We start from the raw sequence: 17,635 nt of genomic DNA, 5'->3' as shown, positions 1-17,635 counted from the left end.
CCTCGGATAATATGAGCGCAGGAACGCAGGTACACGCCAATCTGACCGAAGAACAGGTACGCCAGATCAGCGGCGATCTCGACGAGCCCGACTGGCTGCTCGAGACCCGCCTCGAGGCCCTTGAGGCCCTCGAGGAGCTCGACATGCCCGACGTCATCCGGACGCCGGGTCGGGACTGGACGAACCTCCACGAGCTCGACTTCGAGTCGCTGGTCGATCCGCTGAACGCGGCGGAGAACAAGGATCAGGTCGGGCCCGACGAGGTCGAGGTCCTTCCCTGGAGCGAGGCCGTCCAGGAACACGAAGAGCTCCTGTACGAGCACTTCGGCTCGATCGTCGACCCCCAGGAGAACTACCTGACGGCGCTGTCGACGGCGCTGTTCAGCACCGGGACCGTGGTCTACGTCCCCGAGGGTGTCGACGCCGAGGACGTGACGATCCGGACCGAGCAGAACTCCAGTTCGCTGTTCAACTACACGCTCGTCGTCACCGAGGAGTCCTCCTCGGTTACGATCATGGAGCGCCAGTCGACCGGCGAGGAGGCCGAGGAGCAGTACTACAGCGGGATCGTCGAGGTCGCCGCCGGCGAGAACAGCAACGTTCAGTACGGCAGCCTTCAAAACCTCTCGGAGGAGGCCTACAACTTCGCGCTCAAGCGCGGCGACGCCGACACCTACGCGACCATCAACTGGATCGAGGTCAACGTCGGCACACAGCTGACCAAGTCCGGCGTCTCGACGGAGCTCAACGGCGACTCCTCGGAGACCCAGATCGTCGGTGCCTTCTACGGCCACAACGACCAGCACTTTGACCTCGACGCGAAGGTCTGGCACCGCGGCGAGCACACGACGGCCGACCTCGTCACCCGCGGCGTCACCGACGACGTCGCCCGCTCGGTGTACGAGGGGGTCCAGGACGTCGGTCGCGACGCGTGGGACACGAGTTCCTACCAGCGCGAGAACACGCTGATGCTTAGCGACGAGAGCGAGGCCGACGCCTCGCCGAAGCTGATCATCAACAACCACGATACCGAGGCCAGCCACTCCGCGACGGTCGGTCAGATCGACCAGGAGGACCTGCTGTACATGACCTCCCGCGGCATCTCGCCCCGGGACGCGCGCAACATGCTCGTCGAAGGGTTCTTCGTGCCCGTCCTCGACGAGATCGCGGTCGACGAGCTCCGCGAGGACCTCGAGGAACTCGTCGCCGCGCGTCTCCGGAAGCGCGACTAACGACGATCAAAGCGGTTCGGACGCGCCGTTTTCGTCCGTCTGACGAGCTTTTTTGTATCGAAGCCCGGTACCAATCGGTAATGCCGGGGCTGTCGGTCGCATTCGACGCCGAAACGCTCGAGGAACTCGAGGCGGAGCGACGACTTCTGGGATTCGAGAGCCGAGGCGCCTACGTCCGGTGGCTCGTCGACCGGCGAGACGCGCTCGAGGACGGTCGGCCTCGAGCGGACGGACTCGAGATCGAGTCCGAGGACCAGAATTCGGTCACGACAAACCCGGACGGTCCGAGTGGGGCGACCGAAACCGACGGATTCGACGACGCTCCGGGATCGCTGCCTCCGGAGCGCGTTACCAGAGTTCCTGAGGACGACGTCGGTGCGGACGCGACCGTCCTCGAGACGGTCCAGGTCGATCGTCTCGACAAACTCTCGCGGCGGGCGGTCGCCGAGACGCGCAGTCGGCTGGATCGGTGCGTCGAAACAGGCCTCGAGTACCGATCGACGGCATCGCTCGGACGAGAGAGCCTCCGACCTGGCGCCGATCTCGTCGATCTCGACGCGCTGTCGGTTCCGGGTCGATCCGCGGATCGACGCGAGCGGCGACGGGCCATCGCCGGACGCGCGATCGCCTTCCTCCGCGACGAGGGTCGGGCGAAGAAGGCGACGGTCGTGGGGGAGCTGTACGACTCTCATCCTGTCGGCTACGAGACCGCCGACGGCTGGTGGACGTTTCTCAAGGACGTCTTCGAGCAGGTCGACGCGATCGAGGGCGGCGCCGGTAGCCGCGTCTGGCGGTACGTCGGTAGCACTCGGAGGCAGGATGCCCGAAGTTAAGTAGCACGCTCACCGACGGTACGTGTATGAGTCTGGGACAGCGCGTCTCGAGCGACCACCAGCTCGCCCGACTCCTCCAGATCGGGGTCGTCCTGGAGGAGGTGGTCGAGTCGCGCGCCGCCCACCACCTCGAGTCGCTGCCGGCCGACGAGCGAGAGGCGATCGACGACGAGGTGCGGGCGCTGCTCGCCGAAGCCGCCGAGGAGTCGGCCGAGCATCGCGAGCGCCTCGAGACGCTGGTCGACGACCTCAACGCCGAGACGGTTGCCTACGAGGAGATCAACGCTCTAGTCGACGCGCAGTACGGCCCGCCGGAGGACACCGACGGCGTACTCTACGATCAGCTCTGCAACGAGGAGACTGCCTACAAGTTCTACGACGACCTGATCGAGGCCGTCGAGGCCTCCGACGCCGAGTTCGCCATCGACCGCGATCGGCTCCTCGAGACGCTGTACGACATCCGCGAGGAGGAACGGGAGGGCGTCGAAGAAGTAACCGAGATCATGGAGCGCAGAGCATGATCGGCGTCCAGACCGATCGACGACCGACGGATCGCAGCCGGATCGACACCGACGGAGGGACGCGATGAACACCGCAGACCAGTATCTCAAGGCGATCTACCTCGCACAGCGCATCGACGACGGTCCGGCCTCGACCGGCACGCTCGCCGACCTGCTCGAGGTCAGCCCGGCCAGCGTCAACGAGATGATCGGGAAGCTCGAGGAGCGTGGCCTGGTCGAACACGAGAAGTACAAGGGAGCCAGTCTGACCGACGAGGGGCTCGAGCGCGCCCACGACGCCCTCCAGACCTACTGTATTATCGAGCGATTTCTCGCGAACGTCCTCGAGGTCGAGGAGTTCCGCGAGGAGGCCCACGCCCTCGAAGCGGTGATCGACGACACCGTCGCGGAGCGACTCGACACGATCATCGACCGCCCCGAGGAGTGTCCGGACTGTTTCGACCCCGAGGCCGACTGCTGTAAGTACCTCGAGGTCTCCACCCAGGCGGATTAACGCCCAGGGATCGGAACGCAAAACCGACTACTCCGAGCCGAACCGCACGTACCGGTGGCCGACGACCGCCGCAACCGCGAGTGCGACGACGACCGCGGCGGAGAGTTCGAACGGGAGCGACCAGGCGTCGTCCTCGTCCCGATCGCTCTCGAAGACATCGGCGTAGTACGCCGCCGCGTCCGTTCCGTGCAGGGCGAGCAACACCTCGCGGTTGTTCCGCAGCGAGTTCTCGTTCCAGTTCGCGCTCCCGACGACGGCGACCTCGCGGTCGATCACGATCCCCTTCGCGTGGATCTTCTCGAACGCGTCGGTGTCCTCGACGAGTTCGGCCTCGAGCGATAATTCCTCTTTGTCGGCCGTGCGCTCGAGGTCGGCTACCAGCGTCTCGTGTTCGTCCTCGACGTACCAGCTCGAGTCGAGCAGAATCCGGACGTCGACGCCCCGGCGGGCTGCGTCGAGCGTCGCCTCGAGCAGGGAGACATCGTCGGCGATGCTCGCTTGTTTGATGAGGATCTCGTCGTCGGCGCCGTCGAGCAGCTCCAGCAGCCGCGGCTCGGCGTTCTCCGGTGCGAGCAGGAGCTCGGCGGCGTCGACCGAGACGGTCTCCGCTCCGTGGTTCGTCGGGAACTCCCGCGGCGGCGCAGCGTCGTCCTCGACAAACGTGGTGTCTTCACGGAAGCTCGCTCCCGACTCGGCGTCCCAGCCCTCGAAATCCGCCCGAAAGATCGCAGCCAGCTCGTCTGCGAGCGCGTCGTCCGCGAAGCGAACGCCCCAGCCGCGACTCGATTCGCCGCCGACGCCCGCGGGCTTCCAGTTCTCGCTCGTTACGAGGACCGACTCGTCCGCGACCGCGTACTTCGGGTGGTGAAACCGGTAGCGCGCCCCCTCGCCGCCGACGAATCGAACGTCGACGCCCCCGTGCTCGAGCGTCTCGACGACGGACTCGCTCGTATCGGGCGTCCCGCCGACGGGCCCCGACTCGAGCAACACTGCCACGTCGACGCCCCGATCGGCGGCCGCGACGAGGTCGTCGGCGACGTCCTCGTCGGTGAACGTGTAGCCGGCTACCAGGAGCCGGTCGTCCGCGTCGCGGATCGTCTCCTGCGGGATATCGGGGCTGTCGGGAAGGACGAACGCGGTCGCCTCGTCGGCGTCGACGGTCGACGTCGGGAGACAGGTCGCGTCGCGGGGCCACCACTCGCCATCGGCGGGCGTCACGTTGGCTGACTCGCTGCCGTCGGTCTCAGTCGTCCGGTACCACCGCTCGGCCGTCGGCGCGCGGTCGTACGTCACCGCATCCACCGTCCGGTTCCCGTCTCGAAGCTCGAGGCCGTCCCCGTCGGTGGCGAGTCGCACCGTTCCCTCGAGTTCGATGACCGGATCGTCGGTCAGTTCTCGGGTTTCCTCGGGGTCGGTCGTGAGTGCGACCCGTCCGGACACCGTCTCGTTCGGGAATCGGGCGGTCGTGTGGCCGTCGGTGACCGACCAGTTCTTGAGGGCGGTCTCCGAAGGGACCTCGACGACGAGGTACTCGCCGACGTTTTCGTGTGCCGTTGGGTTTGGATACAGCTCGACGATCCGAGGATCATCGCCCGTTTCGGTAGCGTCGATCGGTTGCGGACAGCGGAGCCCGTCGACTTCGTCAGCTTCGGCTGTCGCGTCCGGACCGTCGAGCCCCGACGGGGGAGACGCGGCGCCGAGACTCGCCGCAAGCGGGATTCCAAAGAGAGTACCGAGCAAGGCCGTCGCGCAGAGTACGAGCGCGACTCGCCTGGAGACCATCGGCTCTCCTGGCCGCGCTCTCGGATATAAACCTGCGGAGAGAAGGAGTGACGATCAGGCAGCCGGCTCGAGGTCGGCGCGTTCGGCCTCGGCCTGGACGAGGTAGGCGCGGTCGTCCGCGTAGTCGGCGACGACCTCGAGGGCCTCCTTCGTGCCGATCTGGTTGAGCGCCCACGCGGCGCTGGCCCGGACGCGGTCGGCGTCGTCGTCCTCGAGGACGTCCGAAAGCGGCTTGATCGCCCGCGTGTCTCCGATCAGTCCGAGCGAACGCGCGGCGTTGCTGCGAACGGCCGGCTCGTCGTTGGTGGCGAGCTCCTCGGCGATCGGCTGGACGGCGTCCTCGGCGCCGATTTCGCCCAGGGCCCTGAACGCAGGCCGCTGGAGCTGGATGTTCGAGTCGACGTAGTCGAGCAGCGCGTCGACGACCCGCTCCTCGTCGGAGCCGATCTTGCCCAGGATGCTCATCGCGTGCGTGTCTCGGCGGTTTGCCTTCTGAAGCATCGCGTCGATGGCCTCCTTGGGGCCCATCCGCTCGAGGGCTTCCATACAGTGTTCTTCCATGAAATCCGAGCCCAGCGAGTCGAGCGCGAGCAGGATCATCTCGACGTTGCCTCGCTTCTCGTGGACTTTGAGGGCGTGCCACTCCGGCGGGAAGTCCTTGACGTGGTCGAGCACGTCGTAAAAGCCCTCGCGGCGGAGCTGCTCGCGGACCTTCAGATCGGTCCACTCGGTAGCGTCGTCGACGCCGTCCTCGAGGTCGTCGGTCGCCTCGAGCAGCGCGGCGATCGTCTCGGCGTCCTCGTCGGGATCGAGGCCGGCGTCCTCGACGGCGTCGGTGACGTCCTCGAGCGTCGCCGCGAGTCGTTCGGGAACGCCCTCGTCCTCGTCGGGAACGTCCTCGCGGAGTTCAGCACACTCGGTGGGCTCGAGGTCGTCGGGGACCGAGACGGACGCGCCGAGCAGGTCGTTCGCCTCCGCGACGAACGCCTCGACGGGGTCGATCAACTCCTCCTCGCCCTCGATCGTCCAGCGAGTGCCGGTGATCGTTCCGCTGACGCCGTTTATCTCGCCGATCACGTCCTCGGCGTAGGGACCGCGCTGGTCCTCGAGGTCGTCCTCGAGGTCGTCGAGGTCGTCCTCGATCTCGTCGTAGCGGTCCTGGAGCTCCTCCTCGGGGTGGACGACGTCTTCGTCCTCGTCTGCGTCCTCGTCTTCCTCCGGCGGTTCTGGAATCTCGAGGGCCTCGAGCTCCTCGTGGAACGCCTCGAGCTTCGGTTCGACCTCGTCGAGGTCGTCCTCGGTCTCGGCGGCCTCGAGTTCGGCCTCGAACTCCTCGATCTGGGTCTCGAAGGCGGCGAGCTGGCCGCGGATCGCCTCGAGTTCGTTCGCATCCTCGTCCAGGTCTTTCTCGTCTTCCGCGTCTGCTTCGTCGTCTGTGTCTGCTTCGTCCTCTGTGTCTTCGGCCGACTCTGACTCCTCCTCGGTCCCGTCTTCGTCGGATTCCGCTTCTTCGTCGGCCTGGTCTTCCGCTTCCTCCTCGGTTTCGGCCGCATCTGTTTCGGGTTCCTCGTCGGCCGTTTCCCGCTCGTCCGGCTCGTCGGCCGGCTCCTCGTCACCGTTCGCCTCGTCCTCGCTCATGGAATCACCCGGGGACGACACCGACGCGTGACTTCGTTCATACGTACAGGTCGTGTCAGCACGTTCCTAAGCGTTTCCATGCAGGTCGGTTTCGGCCGGTCGGGGTTCGGGGCGCCAGTAGAGCCAGGGACTCAACGTCATGTACGCGATCCCAAGGGTCAACAGGGCGTAGGGGAAGGTTCGGCCGGCGGCCGTCGGCACGAGGATCGCCAGCGCGTGGACAACCCCCATGATGGCGGCGTCTCGAGCCAGCAGATCCGGATACGGAATCCGCGAGACCATCAGATATGTGAAACCGGCCGTGATCGCCAGGATGAGCACGGGGGCGTCGGCGGGGTCGCCGGCGAGGATGGCGGCGCCGATGATCGTCGCGGCCAGCGTCGTCTGGACCCCTTCGGTGTAGCTGCCGGTCGTGTCGTAAGCAGTGTACAGCCCCAGTCGGGTGACGGCCATCGCGACGAACAGCGCACAGACCGCCGTGACCACGAGCAACTCGGCAGTAACGGCGTCGAAGCTCAGTCCGAGCCCGTCGCTGACGACGACGAACGCGAGGACGGCCGGAGCGACGGCGAACGAGGAGACGTCGGCCAGCGAGTCGAGGTAGGGCCCCGCCTCGGTCCCGCCGTACCGGCGCGCGAGCAGGCCGTCGAGGCCGTCGGCGATCGCCGCTAGCAGGATGAGCCGCGCCGCGAGTTCGATGTCGACGAACGCGACGACGACCGCGACAAACCCCAGCGTCGCGTTGGCGATCGTCACCGCGTCCGCGACCCCCAGTCGTCCGACGAACCGCGGAAGCATACTCCTCGATTCGAGCGGCCGATACCTTACTGTTTTCGTTTCAGAAGGAGGTGAACTAATCTGATCGGCGGTCGAATCGAACCAGGTGAGACGCGAGACCGACTCGAATCCGTTCGGGCGGTCGACCACGTCACGCCCGTCTCCGAACGTGTTCGACACTACACAACAGGCTCGAGAACCGAACCGGGCCCGTTATACCGTGACCGTCCTAACGCTCGCGTATGCACCGGCGCGTCTACCTCGCCACCGTCGGGACCGCCGCCTCGGCCAGCCTGGCCGGTTGCTCGTCCGTCCTCAGCGTCTTCGACGACGATGACGACGGCCCGTGTGCCGGCGAGGAGTGTGACATCGGGATGAGCCGCAACGAGTTCCTCCCCGAGACGTACACCGCGAGCGTTGGCGAAACCGTCGTCTGGAAGAACACGAGCGGGGCCGATCACACCGTCACCGCCCTCGAGAACCAGATCCCCGACGACGCCGCGTACTTCGCAAGCGGCGGCTACGAGGACGAGGACACGGCGATCGACGCCTGGCACGAGTACCGCGGCGGACGGCTCGGAACGCGGGACACGTACGAGCACACCTTCGAGGTTCCTGGGACGTACGCCTACATCTGCGAGCCCCACGTCAAGGGAGGAATGATCGGCGAAGTCGTCGTCGAGTAGCCCGCGCGGCGCGGATCTTTTCTCACGGCGGACCGTGGGCTCCGCCATGAACGTCCGTCAGGTGATTCCGAGGGACGCGATTCCGAGCATCGACGAGCCGACGTTCGGGACCGAACGGGTCGGCGACCCCGACGACGAGGTGGTCGTCGTCGAGGCCTCCGCGCCGAAAGCGTACCCGGTCCGTGTCCTAGACTACCACGAGATCGTCAACGACGCCGTCGACGGAGACCCGATCGCGGTCACGTGGTGTCCGCTCTGCGGGAGCGCCATCGTCTACGATCGAGCGGTCGACGGCCGTGTCCTCGAGTTCGGCGTTAGCGGAAAGCTCGCCGACGACGACCTGGTGATGTACGACCGAGAGACCGGCTCCGAGTGGAAACAGTCGTCGGGCGAGTGTATCGACGGCCCGCTGCGGGGACGGGAGCTGCGGGTTCGGCCGGCTGCGGTCCTCTCTCTGAAGTCGTTTCGTGAGCGCTATCGTGATGGCCTGGTGCTACAGCCTCCCGAGAACGCGGCGAGCGAAGCCGCGAGTGGCGGCGACGAGCCGGCTCCGATCGACTACAATGAGACCCCGTACGTGGGGTACTTCGAGGGCGACGGGTTCGGCCTCGCGGCCCACCGGGGAACGGACGACGAGCGGTCCTGGGACCACGCCGACTTCGGCCCCAAGACCGTCGTTCTCGGTCTCGAGATCGGCTCCGAAGCGCGCGGCTACCCCCTCTCACAGGTGGAGACAGCGGGCGGAGTCGTCCACGACACCGTCGGCGGAACCGATATCGTCGTCCTCGCAACCGATGAGGGGATTCACGCGTTCGAGAACCCGGGCTTCGAGTTCGACAGAACCGACGACGGGACGATCCGTGCCGACGGGACCGCGTGGGACGCCGCCACCGGTTCGGCTGCGGACGGCCGACGGCTCGAGCGACTCCCGGCCCGGCGGCTGTTCGCGTTCGCCTGGCGGGACGATCACGGCGTCGACTCGTTCTACGGTCGGCAGTAAAAATCGGGATCGAACGGGTTCGCGAGTCGCGTCAGTTCTCGGCTGCGACGTCTTCCTCGTCGACGTCGACGGAGGTCGCTTCCTCCTCGGCGACTTCCTCGGGGTGGGCCTCGAGGGTCGTCTTCTGGATTTCGACGCGTCGCAGCGGGTAGATCGTCTTGGCCTCGCCGTAGATCGCCGAGGAGAGCCGTCCTTCGACGATGCTGTCGATGAGTTCGTCGAAGGTTCGCTCGGCGGCGGCCTCCTCGATCATCTGGACCATCTGCTCGCGGATGGCCTTCTCCTGGCTCGCGTCGGCCTTCTTCGTCGTGAACGCGACGGGCTGGACCTGGACGCGGTAGTCGTCGGTCGTGAGGACCGTGACGTAGGCCTCGACCTTGGAGGCGCCCCGTCGAACGAGCGAGCGCAGGTAGTCACGGGTCAGGGCGTGCTCCTGGAACTCCGTGTACGCCGCGTCGCTGCCGACGTCGGTGACCTTGAAGGTCAGCTTCGTGTTGTTCTCGCTGGCGTTGTTCGTTATCTCGCCGAGCGTCGTTTCGATTGTTCGGTCGTAGACTTTCTCCGGTTCGTCGGCGGGGGTCTCACCGAGCTCCTTGCGATCGAACTGCTCGGGCGCGAGGATGGTGTACCACCGCTTTTCCTGTTTCGTTCGTGAAACCGATCGTTCACTCATAGTTTGGTGTTATCTGGGGTGTCGGACACAGTGCCCGTGTCCGTCGGGTGTGCGTGCTGTGCGACCTCGATCGCGACCGCGAGGTTGACGACGTAGTCGTCGACCGTCGACTGCAGCCCCGATGTCGTCTCGCGTTCGATCCGGGTGACGACCGCGTCGTCGCTCGAGGGATCGCTCCCCTCGCCGTCGTCGACCGTCGTCTCCATCTCGGCGGTGTTGTCCGGTGCGATCGCTCGCGCGATCAGTGCCGGATCGTCGTGGGTCGTCCGGATCGTCGCTCGTCGGGTCATCTGAACTCCCTCGTCGTCGCGATGATCGTCGAGTCGTCCGTCTCGGGGTCGTACCGCAGGTAGCCGCGTCGCCGCCCGTCGTCGTACTCGAGGCCGTCGACGTCGTCCTCGAGTGCCCTGGCGATCGCTTCGACCGTCGAGCCGAGTGACTCGCCGGTGCGAGTCGCGAGTGCGGCCTCGCCGTCGCCGACGACCAGCACGGTCGGTTCCGGCGATCGGTAGGCGACGGCGATCTCGGCAACCGTCTCGACGGGGCCGTCCTCGATTCCGAGGACGAACAGGCCGTCGTGTCGGCTGCCCGATGCCGAGTCGAGCGCCGCGTGGGCGCGTCGGCCGTGGGTCCGCCAGGTCTCGAGTGCGGCCCGGTCGACGCCGTGGCCCATCGCGAGCGCCACGCCGGTTCCGGGTTCGGTTCGGGCCGTCGCCGCGAGCACATCGGCGTAGCCGCCGACGGTCGCAAACGGTCCCTCGGGCGTCGCGTACGGCTTCAGCGCGCGCCCGATCGATCGGGCGCTCGCCTCGACTGTGTCCTCGGCGCCGACCGCATCGAGCGCGACCAGCGAGCCGATCGCTCGGTGGTCGCTGGCCTCGAGTGCGTCGGGTTCGGGGAGCTCGAGTCCCGAAAGCGCGTCGCGGACCGCGTCCGGGTCGCCGGACCACGGGGCGCGAACGCGTGTCGAGTGTGCGAGGCCGTCGACCGGGTCCGCGGTCGGTACCGCGACTCCGGGTCGCCGACCGACGAGACCGCGATCGCGCGCGGTCTCGAGTACCCACTCGCTCTCGCCGGCGCCGGGTTCGCTTCCGGCGGCGACGAGTCCCGCGAGCGCGAGGACCGGGTCGGGCGCCTCGCCCAGTTCACGGACGAGTTCGGCGGCCTCGAGCGTGGCGGCCCTGTCGGTCGCCGCGAGCCGGATCGCCTCGAGGTCGGCGTCGGCGCTGCCGACGACGATCGTCGCGTCGTCGGTCTCGGGTTCGCCGATCGTCGCCCGTTCGGTTCGTTCGGTGACGGTGCGGCCGACGGTCACCTGAAACGGCGTTCCGCGCTCGCGAATTGCCCGGGCGAGCAGCCCGGTCGCCGCGAGCGCGTCGCCGTCGGCGCTCGAGACGAGCCGGACGAAGCCGGCGCTCTCGAGAGGGGCTGGCGTCGCCTCGGCGGTTCGACCCTCAGTAGACATTCCTTACTCCTCGAGGAGCTCGACTGCCACGTCGTAGGAGTACTGGAAGTCGGCCTCGAGTTCGTCGCCGCGGTAGTAGTCGACCAGACGGCGGACCTTCGACTCGGTGTTCTGCAGGGCGCGCTTGTTCTGGTAGTCCTGTGGGTTCTGCTGGATGTGCTCGCGCAGGCGTACGGCGCGCTGCATCAGACTGCGCAGGTCCTCGGGGATGTCCGCTTTCGCGTCGTTCTCCTCGAGAATCTCGGTGACCTTCTTCCCGGTTGCCAGCTTGACGTCCGGGACGGGCGTGCCCGTGACGCCCTCGTCACGCAGCTTGATCCCGATCTGACTGGGATCGTGGCCCTGCTCTGCCAGTTCGACGACGCGGGCTTCGATGTCGTCCGCGTCGACGTCGCTCCACTCCGGCGGTTCGTCTGCCGTCGGCTTGTCCGATCCGGACGAGCCACGACGGCGGGTGTGCATTCGTGCCATTGGTGAGGATAGGAACCGCACTGACCGCTCGAGTGTTCGGCAGCCGGATTGCCAGCTGCCCGTGCACTTCCGCAATCCCAAGCTGCCCGAAAGGGTGGACAGCGAGTCGGATTTGCGGCCGTGCGCTTCCCACCGTCGCTACCGGGAGCAGCGACTAAAGGGTTGCGTCCTGCACTCAGCCCTGTCCGACCATCGACTCCTCGTCCTCCCACTCGCGCTCGCGGAGTTCGTACTTCTGGATCTTGCCCGTCGCGGTCTTGGGCAGTTCGTCGACGAACTCGACGCGGTGGACGACCTTGTAGCCCGCGAGCCGCTCGCGGGTGTACGCCGTCAGATCGTCCTCGGTGACCGATGGGTTCTCCGGGTCGCCGTTCGCTGGGACGACGAACGCCTTCGGCGTCTCGCCCCACTTCTCGCTTGGCGCGGGGATAATCGCCACGTCGGCGACGTCGGGATGGTTGAACAGGGTGTCCTCGAGTTCGATACTCGAGATGTTCTCACCGCCGGAGACGATGATGTCTTTCTTGCGGTCCTGGATCGCCATCAGGCCGTCCTCGTTGACGACGGCCAGGTCGCCGGTGTGGAACCAGCCCTCGCGCTTGTCGTCGAACGCCGCCTCGGTCTCCTCGGGTTTCTCCCAGTAGCCATCCATCACCTGGTTGCCCCGGACGACGATCTCGCCGATCGTCTCGTCGTCCCAGGGGACTTCGTTCCCGTCGTCGTCGACGACCTCGACCTCGGTCGCCAGCGGGGCGATCCCCTGGCGCTTCTTGAGGGCGAAGCGCTCCTCGCTGTCCTCGTCGATCAGCCGCCGGGTCGCGGAGGTGCCGATCAGCGGCCCGGTTTCGGTCGCGCCGTAGAGCTGGCGGAAGTGCCAGCCGAACTCGGTCTCGACGGTCTCGATGATGCTTTCGGGCGGGGCGGCGCCAGCCGCCGTGACCCGCATCGGTGCGTCGCCGGTCGTCGGGACGTCGGCCTCCTCGAGGTACTCCTCGAAGAGGGTGAGGACGGTCGGCGCACAGCAGAGAAAGGAGACGTCCTCCTCGCGGATCTGCCGGAGATTCGCCTCGGCGTCGACCCCGCGGGTACAGACGTGTTTCGCGCCGATTCCCGTGATCGCGTAGATGTGGCCCCAGCCGTTGACGTGGAACATCGGCAGCGTCCAGAGGTAGACGTCGTCGTCGCTGATCTCGTGGTGGATCGTCACCAGCTGGGCGTGGATCGACTCGGTCCGGTGGGTCCGCATGACGCCCTTCGGATCGCCCGTCGTCCCCGAGGTGTAGTTGATCGTGATGACGTCGTCCTCGCTCATCTCGGGACGATCGTACTCGGGGTCGGTTTCGGCAATCAGGTCCTCGAAGTCCACCCACTCGCCCTCGCAGTCCTCGAGGGCGTCGGCGTCGGTCGCGATGAACGTCTCCGTCGGCACCTCGTCGCGGACGGCGTCGATCTTGTGGGCGTACTCGTAGTCCGCGACGACGGTGTCGACGCCCGCGTCGTTCAGCATGTACGCGTAGTCATCGGGGGTCAGCCGGTAGTTCAGCGGCGTGTGGATCGCCCCGAGCTGCATGATCCCGTAGGCCGCCTCGAGGTGGTAGTGAGTGTTCGGGTCGAGTACTGCCACCCGATCCCCCTTCGCTACGCCCCGCTCCTGGAGTACCGCGGAGAGTCGATCGGCGCGGTCGCCGAACTCGTCGTAGGTGTAGCGTTCACCCGTCGTCGCGACGACGGCCTCTTCGTCGCCGTAGTACTTCCGTGCGCGGTCGAGAAAGTCGGTTACGAGGAGCGGAACCTCCATATACGAGGTTCTTACATATCGTTCATTATACTCCTTGCGAATGGGTCAATCGGTGTCGAAACCGAAAGGCAACGACGGGGCGCGGTCCGAACCAGTTCGGCTTACTGCTGGCCGACGCGTCGCTCGGCGTCGTCCCAGTACTGCTCGCGGAGCTCGTACTTCTGGACCTTCCCCGTCGCCGTCTCGGGGAGATCCTCGACGACCTCAACGCTCGTCGGCTTCTTGTAGCCCGCGAGGTGATCCGTGACGAAGTCGACGATCTCCTCCTCGGTCGGCTCGGCGTCGGTTCCGGGGACGATCAGCGCCTTCGGCGTCTCGCCCCACTGCTCGCTCGGAACGGGAATCACCGCGGCCTTCTGGACGTCCGGGTGGTCGTAGAGGACGTCCTCGAGCTCGATGCTCGAGATGTTCTCCCCGCCGGAGATGATGATGTCCTTCTTGCGGTCCTGGATCGCGACCATCCCGTCCTCGTCGATCGTCGCGAGATCGCCGGTGTGGAAGTACCCCTCGAGACGCTCGGAGAACGCTCGCTCGGTGGCATCGGGTTTGTTCAGGTAGCGATCCATCACCTGGTTACCCCGGACGACGATCTCGCCGATGGTCTCTCCGTCGCGGGGAACGTCCTCGCCGTCCTCGTCGACGACCCTGACATCCGTACAGAGCGTCTCAGCGCCCTGTTTGACCTTGAGTTCGCGCCCGCGCTGGGCGAGCCGTCGTGGCGAGTTGCTCGTCGTGATGATCGGCGCAGTCTCCGTGAGGCCGTAGATGTGGATGATCCGCCAGTCGAACTCGTCCTCGACGGTTTCGATGGTGGCGGTGGCGGGCGCGCTGCCGGCGGTCGCGATCCGAACGTCGCGGTCGCCGGCCGTCTTGACGTCGTTTTCTTCGTGGTACTTGATGAGGGAGTTCAGCACCGTCGGCGCACCGCACATGAACGTCACGTCGTACTCTCGGACCCGGTCGAAGACGCCCTCGGCGTCGAAGGTGCGCTGGCAGATATGGGTGCCGCCGGTGCCCGTGATCGCGTACGTGTGCCCCCAGCCGTTGCAGTGGAACATCGGCAGCGTCCAGAGGTAGGTGTCGTCGTCCCGGATCTCCATGTGCTGGTCGAGCACGAGGGCGTGCCAGTGTTCCGTGCGGTGGGTGCGGACGACACCTTTCGGATCGCCCGTCGTCCCCGAGGTGTAGTTGATGCTGGCGTCGTCGTCCTCGCCGATGTCGGGACGGTCGGGTTCGTCGGTCGGCTGACCCTCGAGGAACGCCTCGTAATCCAACCACTCCCCCTCGATCTCGTCGGCCCGGTAGCCGACGAACCGCTCGGCGGGGATCGAGTCCCGAATCGGCTCGATCGTGTCGGCGTACTCGTAGTCGGCGATCAGAGTGTTCGCCGCACAGTCCCCGAGGATGTACTCGTACTCGCCGCTGGTCAGCCGATAGTTCAACGGGACGAACACTGCACCAAGCTTGTTCGTCGCGTACAGCGTCTCGATGAAGTAGTGAGTGTTCGGCGCCAGCAGGGCCACCCGGTCGCCCTGGCCGACGCCGCCCTCCTCGAGGGCGTGTGCCAGTTGGTTCACCCGCTCGTTCACCTCCGCGTAGGTGTACTCCGTCCCGTCGTGGGCAACGATCCCCGTCACGTCGTCGTAGAGATCGACGGCCCGGTCGAGGAAGTCGGTGGTTCGCATTGCCGTTTTCATGGGTCTCGTTCACATCCAATGGCAGTATCTGCCTAATCTTTTCTCATGGGCGGAGGTGTCCATCGGCGATCCGGCGCACTCGAGGCAACTACGATCGAAAGACGGGCGTGACTCGAGATCACGTACCGTGTCCCTCCCCGCCGCTGTCACCCGATATCGAGGGGTTTATACCGATGTGTGCAAAAGCAGGGAGTGCAGAGAGGGCTCGTAGATCAGTGGTAGATCATCCCCCTGGCACGGGGAAGGCCCGGGGTTCAAATCCCCGCGAGTCCACTTCCTTCCGTTCGTTTCACTCGCTCCAGCAGTGTTCTCGCCGTCCCTCACGAACTCGGAGGGGATGCCCAGTCCCGGCGAGTTCGTACCGTTTCTTTGCCGTCCTCTGCCCGCCACTCGTGTGCTCTGTGGGAGAAATCGGCTTCCGCGGGAACGTGGAATCGAGTGGCCCGGGGATGAGTGAGCCGAACAGAGCGTCCCGAGCGGTACTCGACGGTTCTGCGTTTTATCAAACAAAAAAGCTCCAACTGATCCGTTACTCCGGTTCCTCGCCTTCCCAGTGCCACTCCGCCCAATCGCCCCGGTCGGGAAATTCGTCGGCTTCATCAGGATCGCGGTCGAAGAGCGAGCCGTCTGCTGTCCCGGGCTACTCGGGCTCGAGCCCGACGTTCAGCTCGTGGTCGCCGTCGTCGGAGTGGTCGACCGCCGTCGGCTCGCACTCGGAGCCGATCGTCTACTCGTTTCGTGGATCGCGTCGTGGTGGTACCCCTTCGATCCCGTCACGTCCGTGAAACCGAGGGGAGCACCGACGTCGTAGGGGCCCTTTCGTTCGGTCTCGAGAAACGACTCCGAACGCGGACTCGGTCGTCCGGTACCCGTCGAACCCCTCTGCCGGAACGCCGGGGACTGGGTTCGGTTCGCGAACCCGGGGTCGAGAACTGAGCCTCGGAAGCGGCGAACCGATACCGGCCGACCTTCGGCCAAATCATATTAGAAAGTATGAAACTCACATAATTACGTAAAATGGGTTTATCGGGTTTCGCAGAAATATCTCTGCTACTGTAGTTCAACTATACATGACTGATGATCTCCGATCCAGGCGATGGGTGCTACGGGCCACGGGTGTAACCATCGGTAGCGGACTCGCAGCGGGGACTGCGGGTGCGAATACCGACGACGAAACCGATCTCGAGGATCTCCCGACGATGTTCGCTGCGGAGCTCACGCCGGAGGCCGTTCCGCGGGAGGTCGAGACGGAGGCGAGCGGCACCGCCACGTTCGAGGTCGACTTCGAGGAGCGAGCCGTCCACTACGTGCTCGACGTCGACTACCTTTGTGACCCGACGGACGCACATATCGGGTACGGGGCCGACGGCGAGTCCGGAGAGCCGTTCGTTCAGCTCTACCCCGGTGCAGACGGCGACTCCGTCGAGGGACGGTTCGACGGGATCCTCGCCGAGGGAACTCTCACCGCCAACGAGTTGCTCGAGGCGTTCGAGCGACACGATCTCGAGCGGGTCGCAGCCAAGCTGGCCGAGCGAGAGATCTACGTCGACATCGCTACCGAGGCCCATCCGGAGGGTGAGATCCGCGGGCAGATCGTCCTCGAGGACGAGTCGTCCGCAGAGCCGGACACCGACGAGAGAGCGGAATCGGATGCGACGGAGTCCAAACCTGAGGAAGAAGACAGTGAGGAGTCCGGTACCGACGACACGGACACCGAAACGGGAGACGGTGAGGAATCCGACGCCGAAGCGGAGGACGACGACGAACCGGTCTACCGTGCACCTGCCGATCCCCAGGATCCGGCGGACGACGAGGACGCGGACTGAACTCTTTCGCGTCTGAGAACGGGTACCGCTCTCGAGTCGAGTGGATCGCGTTTTCGGGGGAACCGATCGTCGAGAACCGAGTTCGATATCCGCCGGTCGATCCATCCGTGATACGGGTGGATCCTCCTTCGGCGCTCGGCCTGTCTCGAACCGACTCGATCAGTGGGTCCGTCGTGTACGCCCACCCTACCGCCGATCGAACGGGAATCTCATCGATAGATTCCGCTCTATGACAGTACTACACGTCAGCAGAGCTGGGAACGAAGGTCGTCGGTGGCTACAGTTCAGGCTTCGAAACAAGTCGTTCTTCGTCTGCCGGATCACGTTACCTGTGCTCGCTACGATTTCGGCGTCACGCGGGAACTGTCCCGAACGTGTACAGTATCGCGGTTCGAATAGTTCGGCGCGGCAAACGGATCTCGGACGGCACGTAAGCAGCATCTAGGATTTTCGGCGGTGGTTCTCTCTCGAGCAGAGCTGTGTAGCTTGCAGATACTTACTATCCGGTCTCTGGTTAGCTGTTCCCGTGCACCCGATGCATGGCGGCGATAGGCCGTTTCGGGTGTGCAGAGCTACCAATGGTAAATATATCAAAACGTGCGATTGCGCTCATGATGGCGCTGATGATGGCAGTGGCCATTGTCAGCGGTGCTGGCGTGATTGCGACCGATGACGACTACGATGAGGAAAAAGTCGACGATGGTGTCGACAAAGAAGAGGTAGAGAAAGCCGACGACAAGGCT

The 17,635-nt window shown here is 65.7% G+C and carries 17 protein-coding genes and 1 tRNA gene; 9 read left to right on the top strand and 9 right to left on the bottom strand.

The annotated features are described in order from the left end of the window. The first annotated feature begins 11 nt into the window (after nt 1-11). The 4 genes from sufD (at nt 12) to QA600_RS22190 (ending at nt 3,079) form a co-directional block, all read left to right on the top strand. Nucleotides 12-1,232: a Fe-S cluster assembly protein SufD gene (sufD, locus tag QA600_RS22205; RefSeq protein ID WP_278294120.1), complete on the top strand. Its 1,221-nt coding sequence runs from the start codon at nt 12-14 to the stop codon at nt 1,230-1,232. Between the two features lie 80 nt (nt 1,233-1,312). After that, nucleotides 1,313-2,065, top strand: a complete 753-nt coding sequence (locus tag QA600_RS22200; RefSeq protein ID WP_278294119.1) for a hypothetical protein — start codon at nt 1,313-1,315, stop codon at nt 2,063-2,065. 26 nt (nt 2,066-2,091) lie between these two features. Next, on the top strand, nt 2,092-2,586 hold the full coding sequence (locus QA600_RS22195; protein WP_278294118.1) for a ferritin-like domain-containing protein: 495 nt from the start codon (nt 2,092-2,094) through the stop codon (nt 2,584-2,586). 64 nt (nt 2,587-2,650) lie between these two features. Further along, entirely contained in the window at nt 2,651-3,079 is a 429-nt protein-coding gene (locus QA600_RS22190; RefSeq protein WP_278294117.1) for a metal-dependent transcriptional regulator, read from the top strand. 27 nt (nt 3,080-3,106) lie between these two features. Here the strand turns inward: QA600_RS22190 and QA600_RS22185 are convergent, their stop codons facing one another. The 3 genes from QA600_RS22185 to QA600_RS22175 form a co-directional block, all read right to left on the bottom strand. Next, nucleotides 3,107-4,861 (bottom strand): phospholipase D-like domain-containing protein, encoded by a 1,755-nt coding sequence (locus QA600_RS22185; protein WP_278294116.1) that lies wholly within the window; start codon nt 4,859-4,861, stop codon nt 3,107-3,109. 54 nt (nt 4,862-4,915) lie between these two features. Beyond that, nucleotides 4,916-6,499: a HEAT repeat domain-containing protein gene (locus QA600_RS22180; RefSeq protein ID WP_278294115.1), complete on the bottom strand. Its 1,584-nt coding sequence runs from the start codon at nt 6,497-6,499 to the stop codon at nt 4,916-4,918. Nucleotides 6,500-6,565: 66 nt separating this feature from the next. Then, nucleotides 6,566-7,297, bottom strand: a complete 732-nt coding sequence (locus QA600_RS22175) for a protein sorting system archaetidylserine synthase (protein WP_278294114.1) — start codon at nt 7,295-7,297, stop codon at nt 6,566-6,568. A 221-nt stretch (nt 7,298-7,518) separates the two neighbouring features. On the opposite strand from QA600_RS22175, the gene QA600_RS22170 reads away from it, so the two are divergent. Continuing rightward, entirely contained in the window at nt 7,519-7,962 is a 444-nt protein-coding gene (locus QA600_RS22170; RefSeq protein ID WP_278294113.1) for a plastocyanin/azurin family copper-binding protein, read from the top strand. A gap of 46 nt (nt 7,963-8,008) precedes the next feature. Then, nucleotides 8,009-8,962, top strand: coding sequence for a DUF3179 domain-containing protein (locus QA600_RS22165; protein ID WP_278294112.1), 954 nt, complete (start codon nt 8,009-8,011; stop codon nt 8,960-8,962). Nucleotides 8,963-8,993: 31 nt separating this feature from the next. On the opposite strand, the gene QA600_RS22160 is transcribed toward QA600_RS22165, so the two are convergent. The 6 genes from QA600_RS22160 to QA600_RS22135 form a co-directional block, all read right to left on the bottom strand. Beyond that, nucleotides 8,994-9,635 carry a 30S ribosomal protein S3ae gene (locus QA600_RS22160; RefSeq protein WP_278294111.1) on the bottom strand — a complete coding sequence of 214 codons (642 nt, stop codon included), beginning with the start codon at nt 9,633-9,635 and terminating at the stop codon, nt 8,994-8,996. Next, nucleotides 9,632-9,925 carry a KEOPS complex subunit Pcc1 gene (locus QA600_RS22155; protein WP_278294110.1) on the bottom strand — a complete coding sequence of 98 codons (294 nt, stop codon included), beginning with the start codon at nt 9,923-9,925 and terminating at the stop codon, nt 9,632-9,634. The genes QA600_RS22160 and QA600_RS22155 overlap by 4 nt, the downstream gene beginning before the upstream one ends. Beyond that, entirely contained in the window at nt 9,922-11,100 is a 1,179-nt protein-coding gene (locus QA600_RS22150; protein ID WP_278294109.1) for an exonuclease, read from the bottom strand. Before QA600_RS22150 ends, QA600_RS22155 begins: the two co-directional genes overlap by 4 nt. 3 nt (nt 11,101-11,103) lie before the next feature. Then, entirely contained in the window at nt 11,104-11,571 is a 468-nt protein-coding gene (locus QA600_RS22145; RefSeq protein ID WP_278294108.1) for a 30S ribosomal protein S15, read from the bottom strand. Between the two features lie 175 nt (nt 11,572-11,746). After that, nucleotides 11,747-13,369: a long-chain-fatty-acid--CoA ligase gene (locus QA600_RS22140; protein WP_278294107.1), complete on the bottom strand. Its 1,623-nt coding sequence runs from the start codon at nt 13,367-13,369 to the stop codon at nt 11,747-11,749. A gap of 101 nt (nt 13,370-13,470) precedes the next feature. Next, nucleotides 13,471-15,066 carry a long-chain-fatty-acid--CoA ligase gene (locus QA600_RS22135; protein ID WP_278294106.1) on the bottom strand — a complete coding sequence of 532 codons (1,596 nt, stop codon included), beginning with the start codon at nt 15,064-15,066 and terminating at the stop codon, nt 13,471-13,473. A gap of 201 nt (nt 15,067-15,267) precedes the next feature. On the opposite strand from QA600_RS22135, the gene QA600_RS22130 reads away from it, so the two are divergent. The 3 genes from QA600_RS22130 (at nt 15,268) to QA600_RS22120 (ending at nt 16,892) form a co-directional block, all read left to right on the top strand. Then, nucleotides 15,268-15,339 (top strand) — tRNA-Ala (locus tag QA600_RS22130). Nucleotides 15,340-15,619: 280 nt separating this feature from the next. Continuing rightward, entirely contained in the window at nt 15,620-15,877 is a 258-nt protein-coding gene (locus tag QA600_RS22125; RefSeq protein WP_278294105.1) for a hypothetical protein, read from the top strand. A gap of 259 nt (nt 15,878-16,136) precedes the next feature. Continuing rightward, nucleotides 16,137-16,892: a CHRD domain-containing protein gene (locus tag QA600_RS22120; RefSeq protein ID WP_278294104.1), complete on the top strand. Its 756-nt coding sequence runs from the start codon at nt 16,137-16,139 to the stop codon at nt 16,890-16,892. Nucleotides 16,893-17,635: the final 743 nt, after the last annotated feature.

Origin of the sequence: Natronococcus sp. A-GB1 (assembly GCF_029688845.1) — an archaeon.
GTDB lineage: Archaea > Halobacteriota > Halobacteria > Halobacteriales > Natrialbaceae > Natronococcus.
The sequence above is the reverse complement of the archived record's forward strand: the minus strand, read 5'-3'. Positions and strand labels throughout refer to the sequence as shown.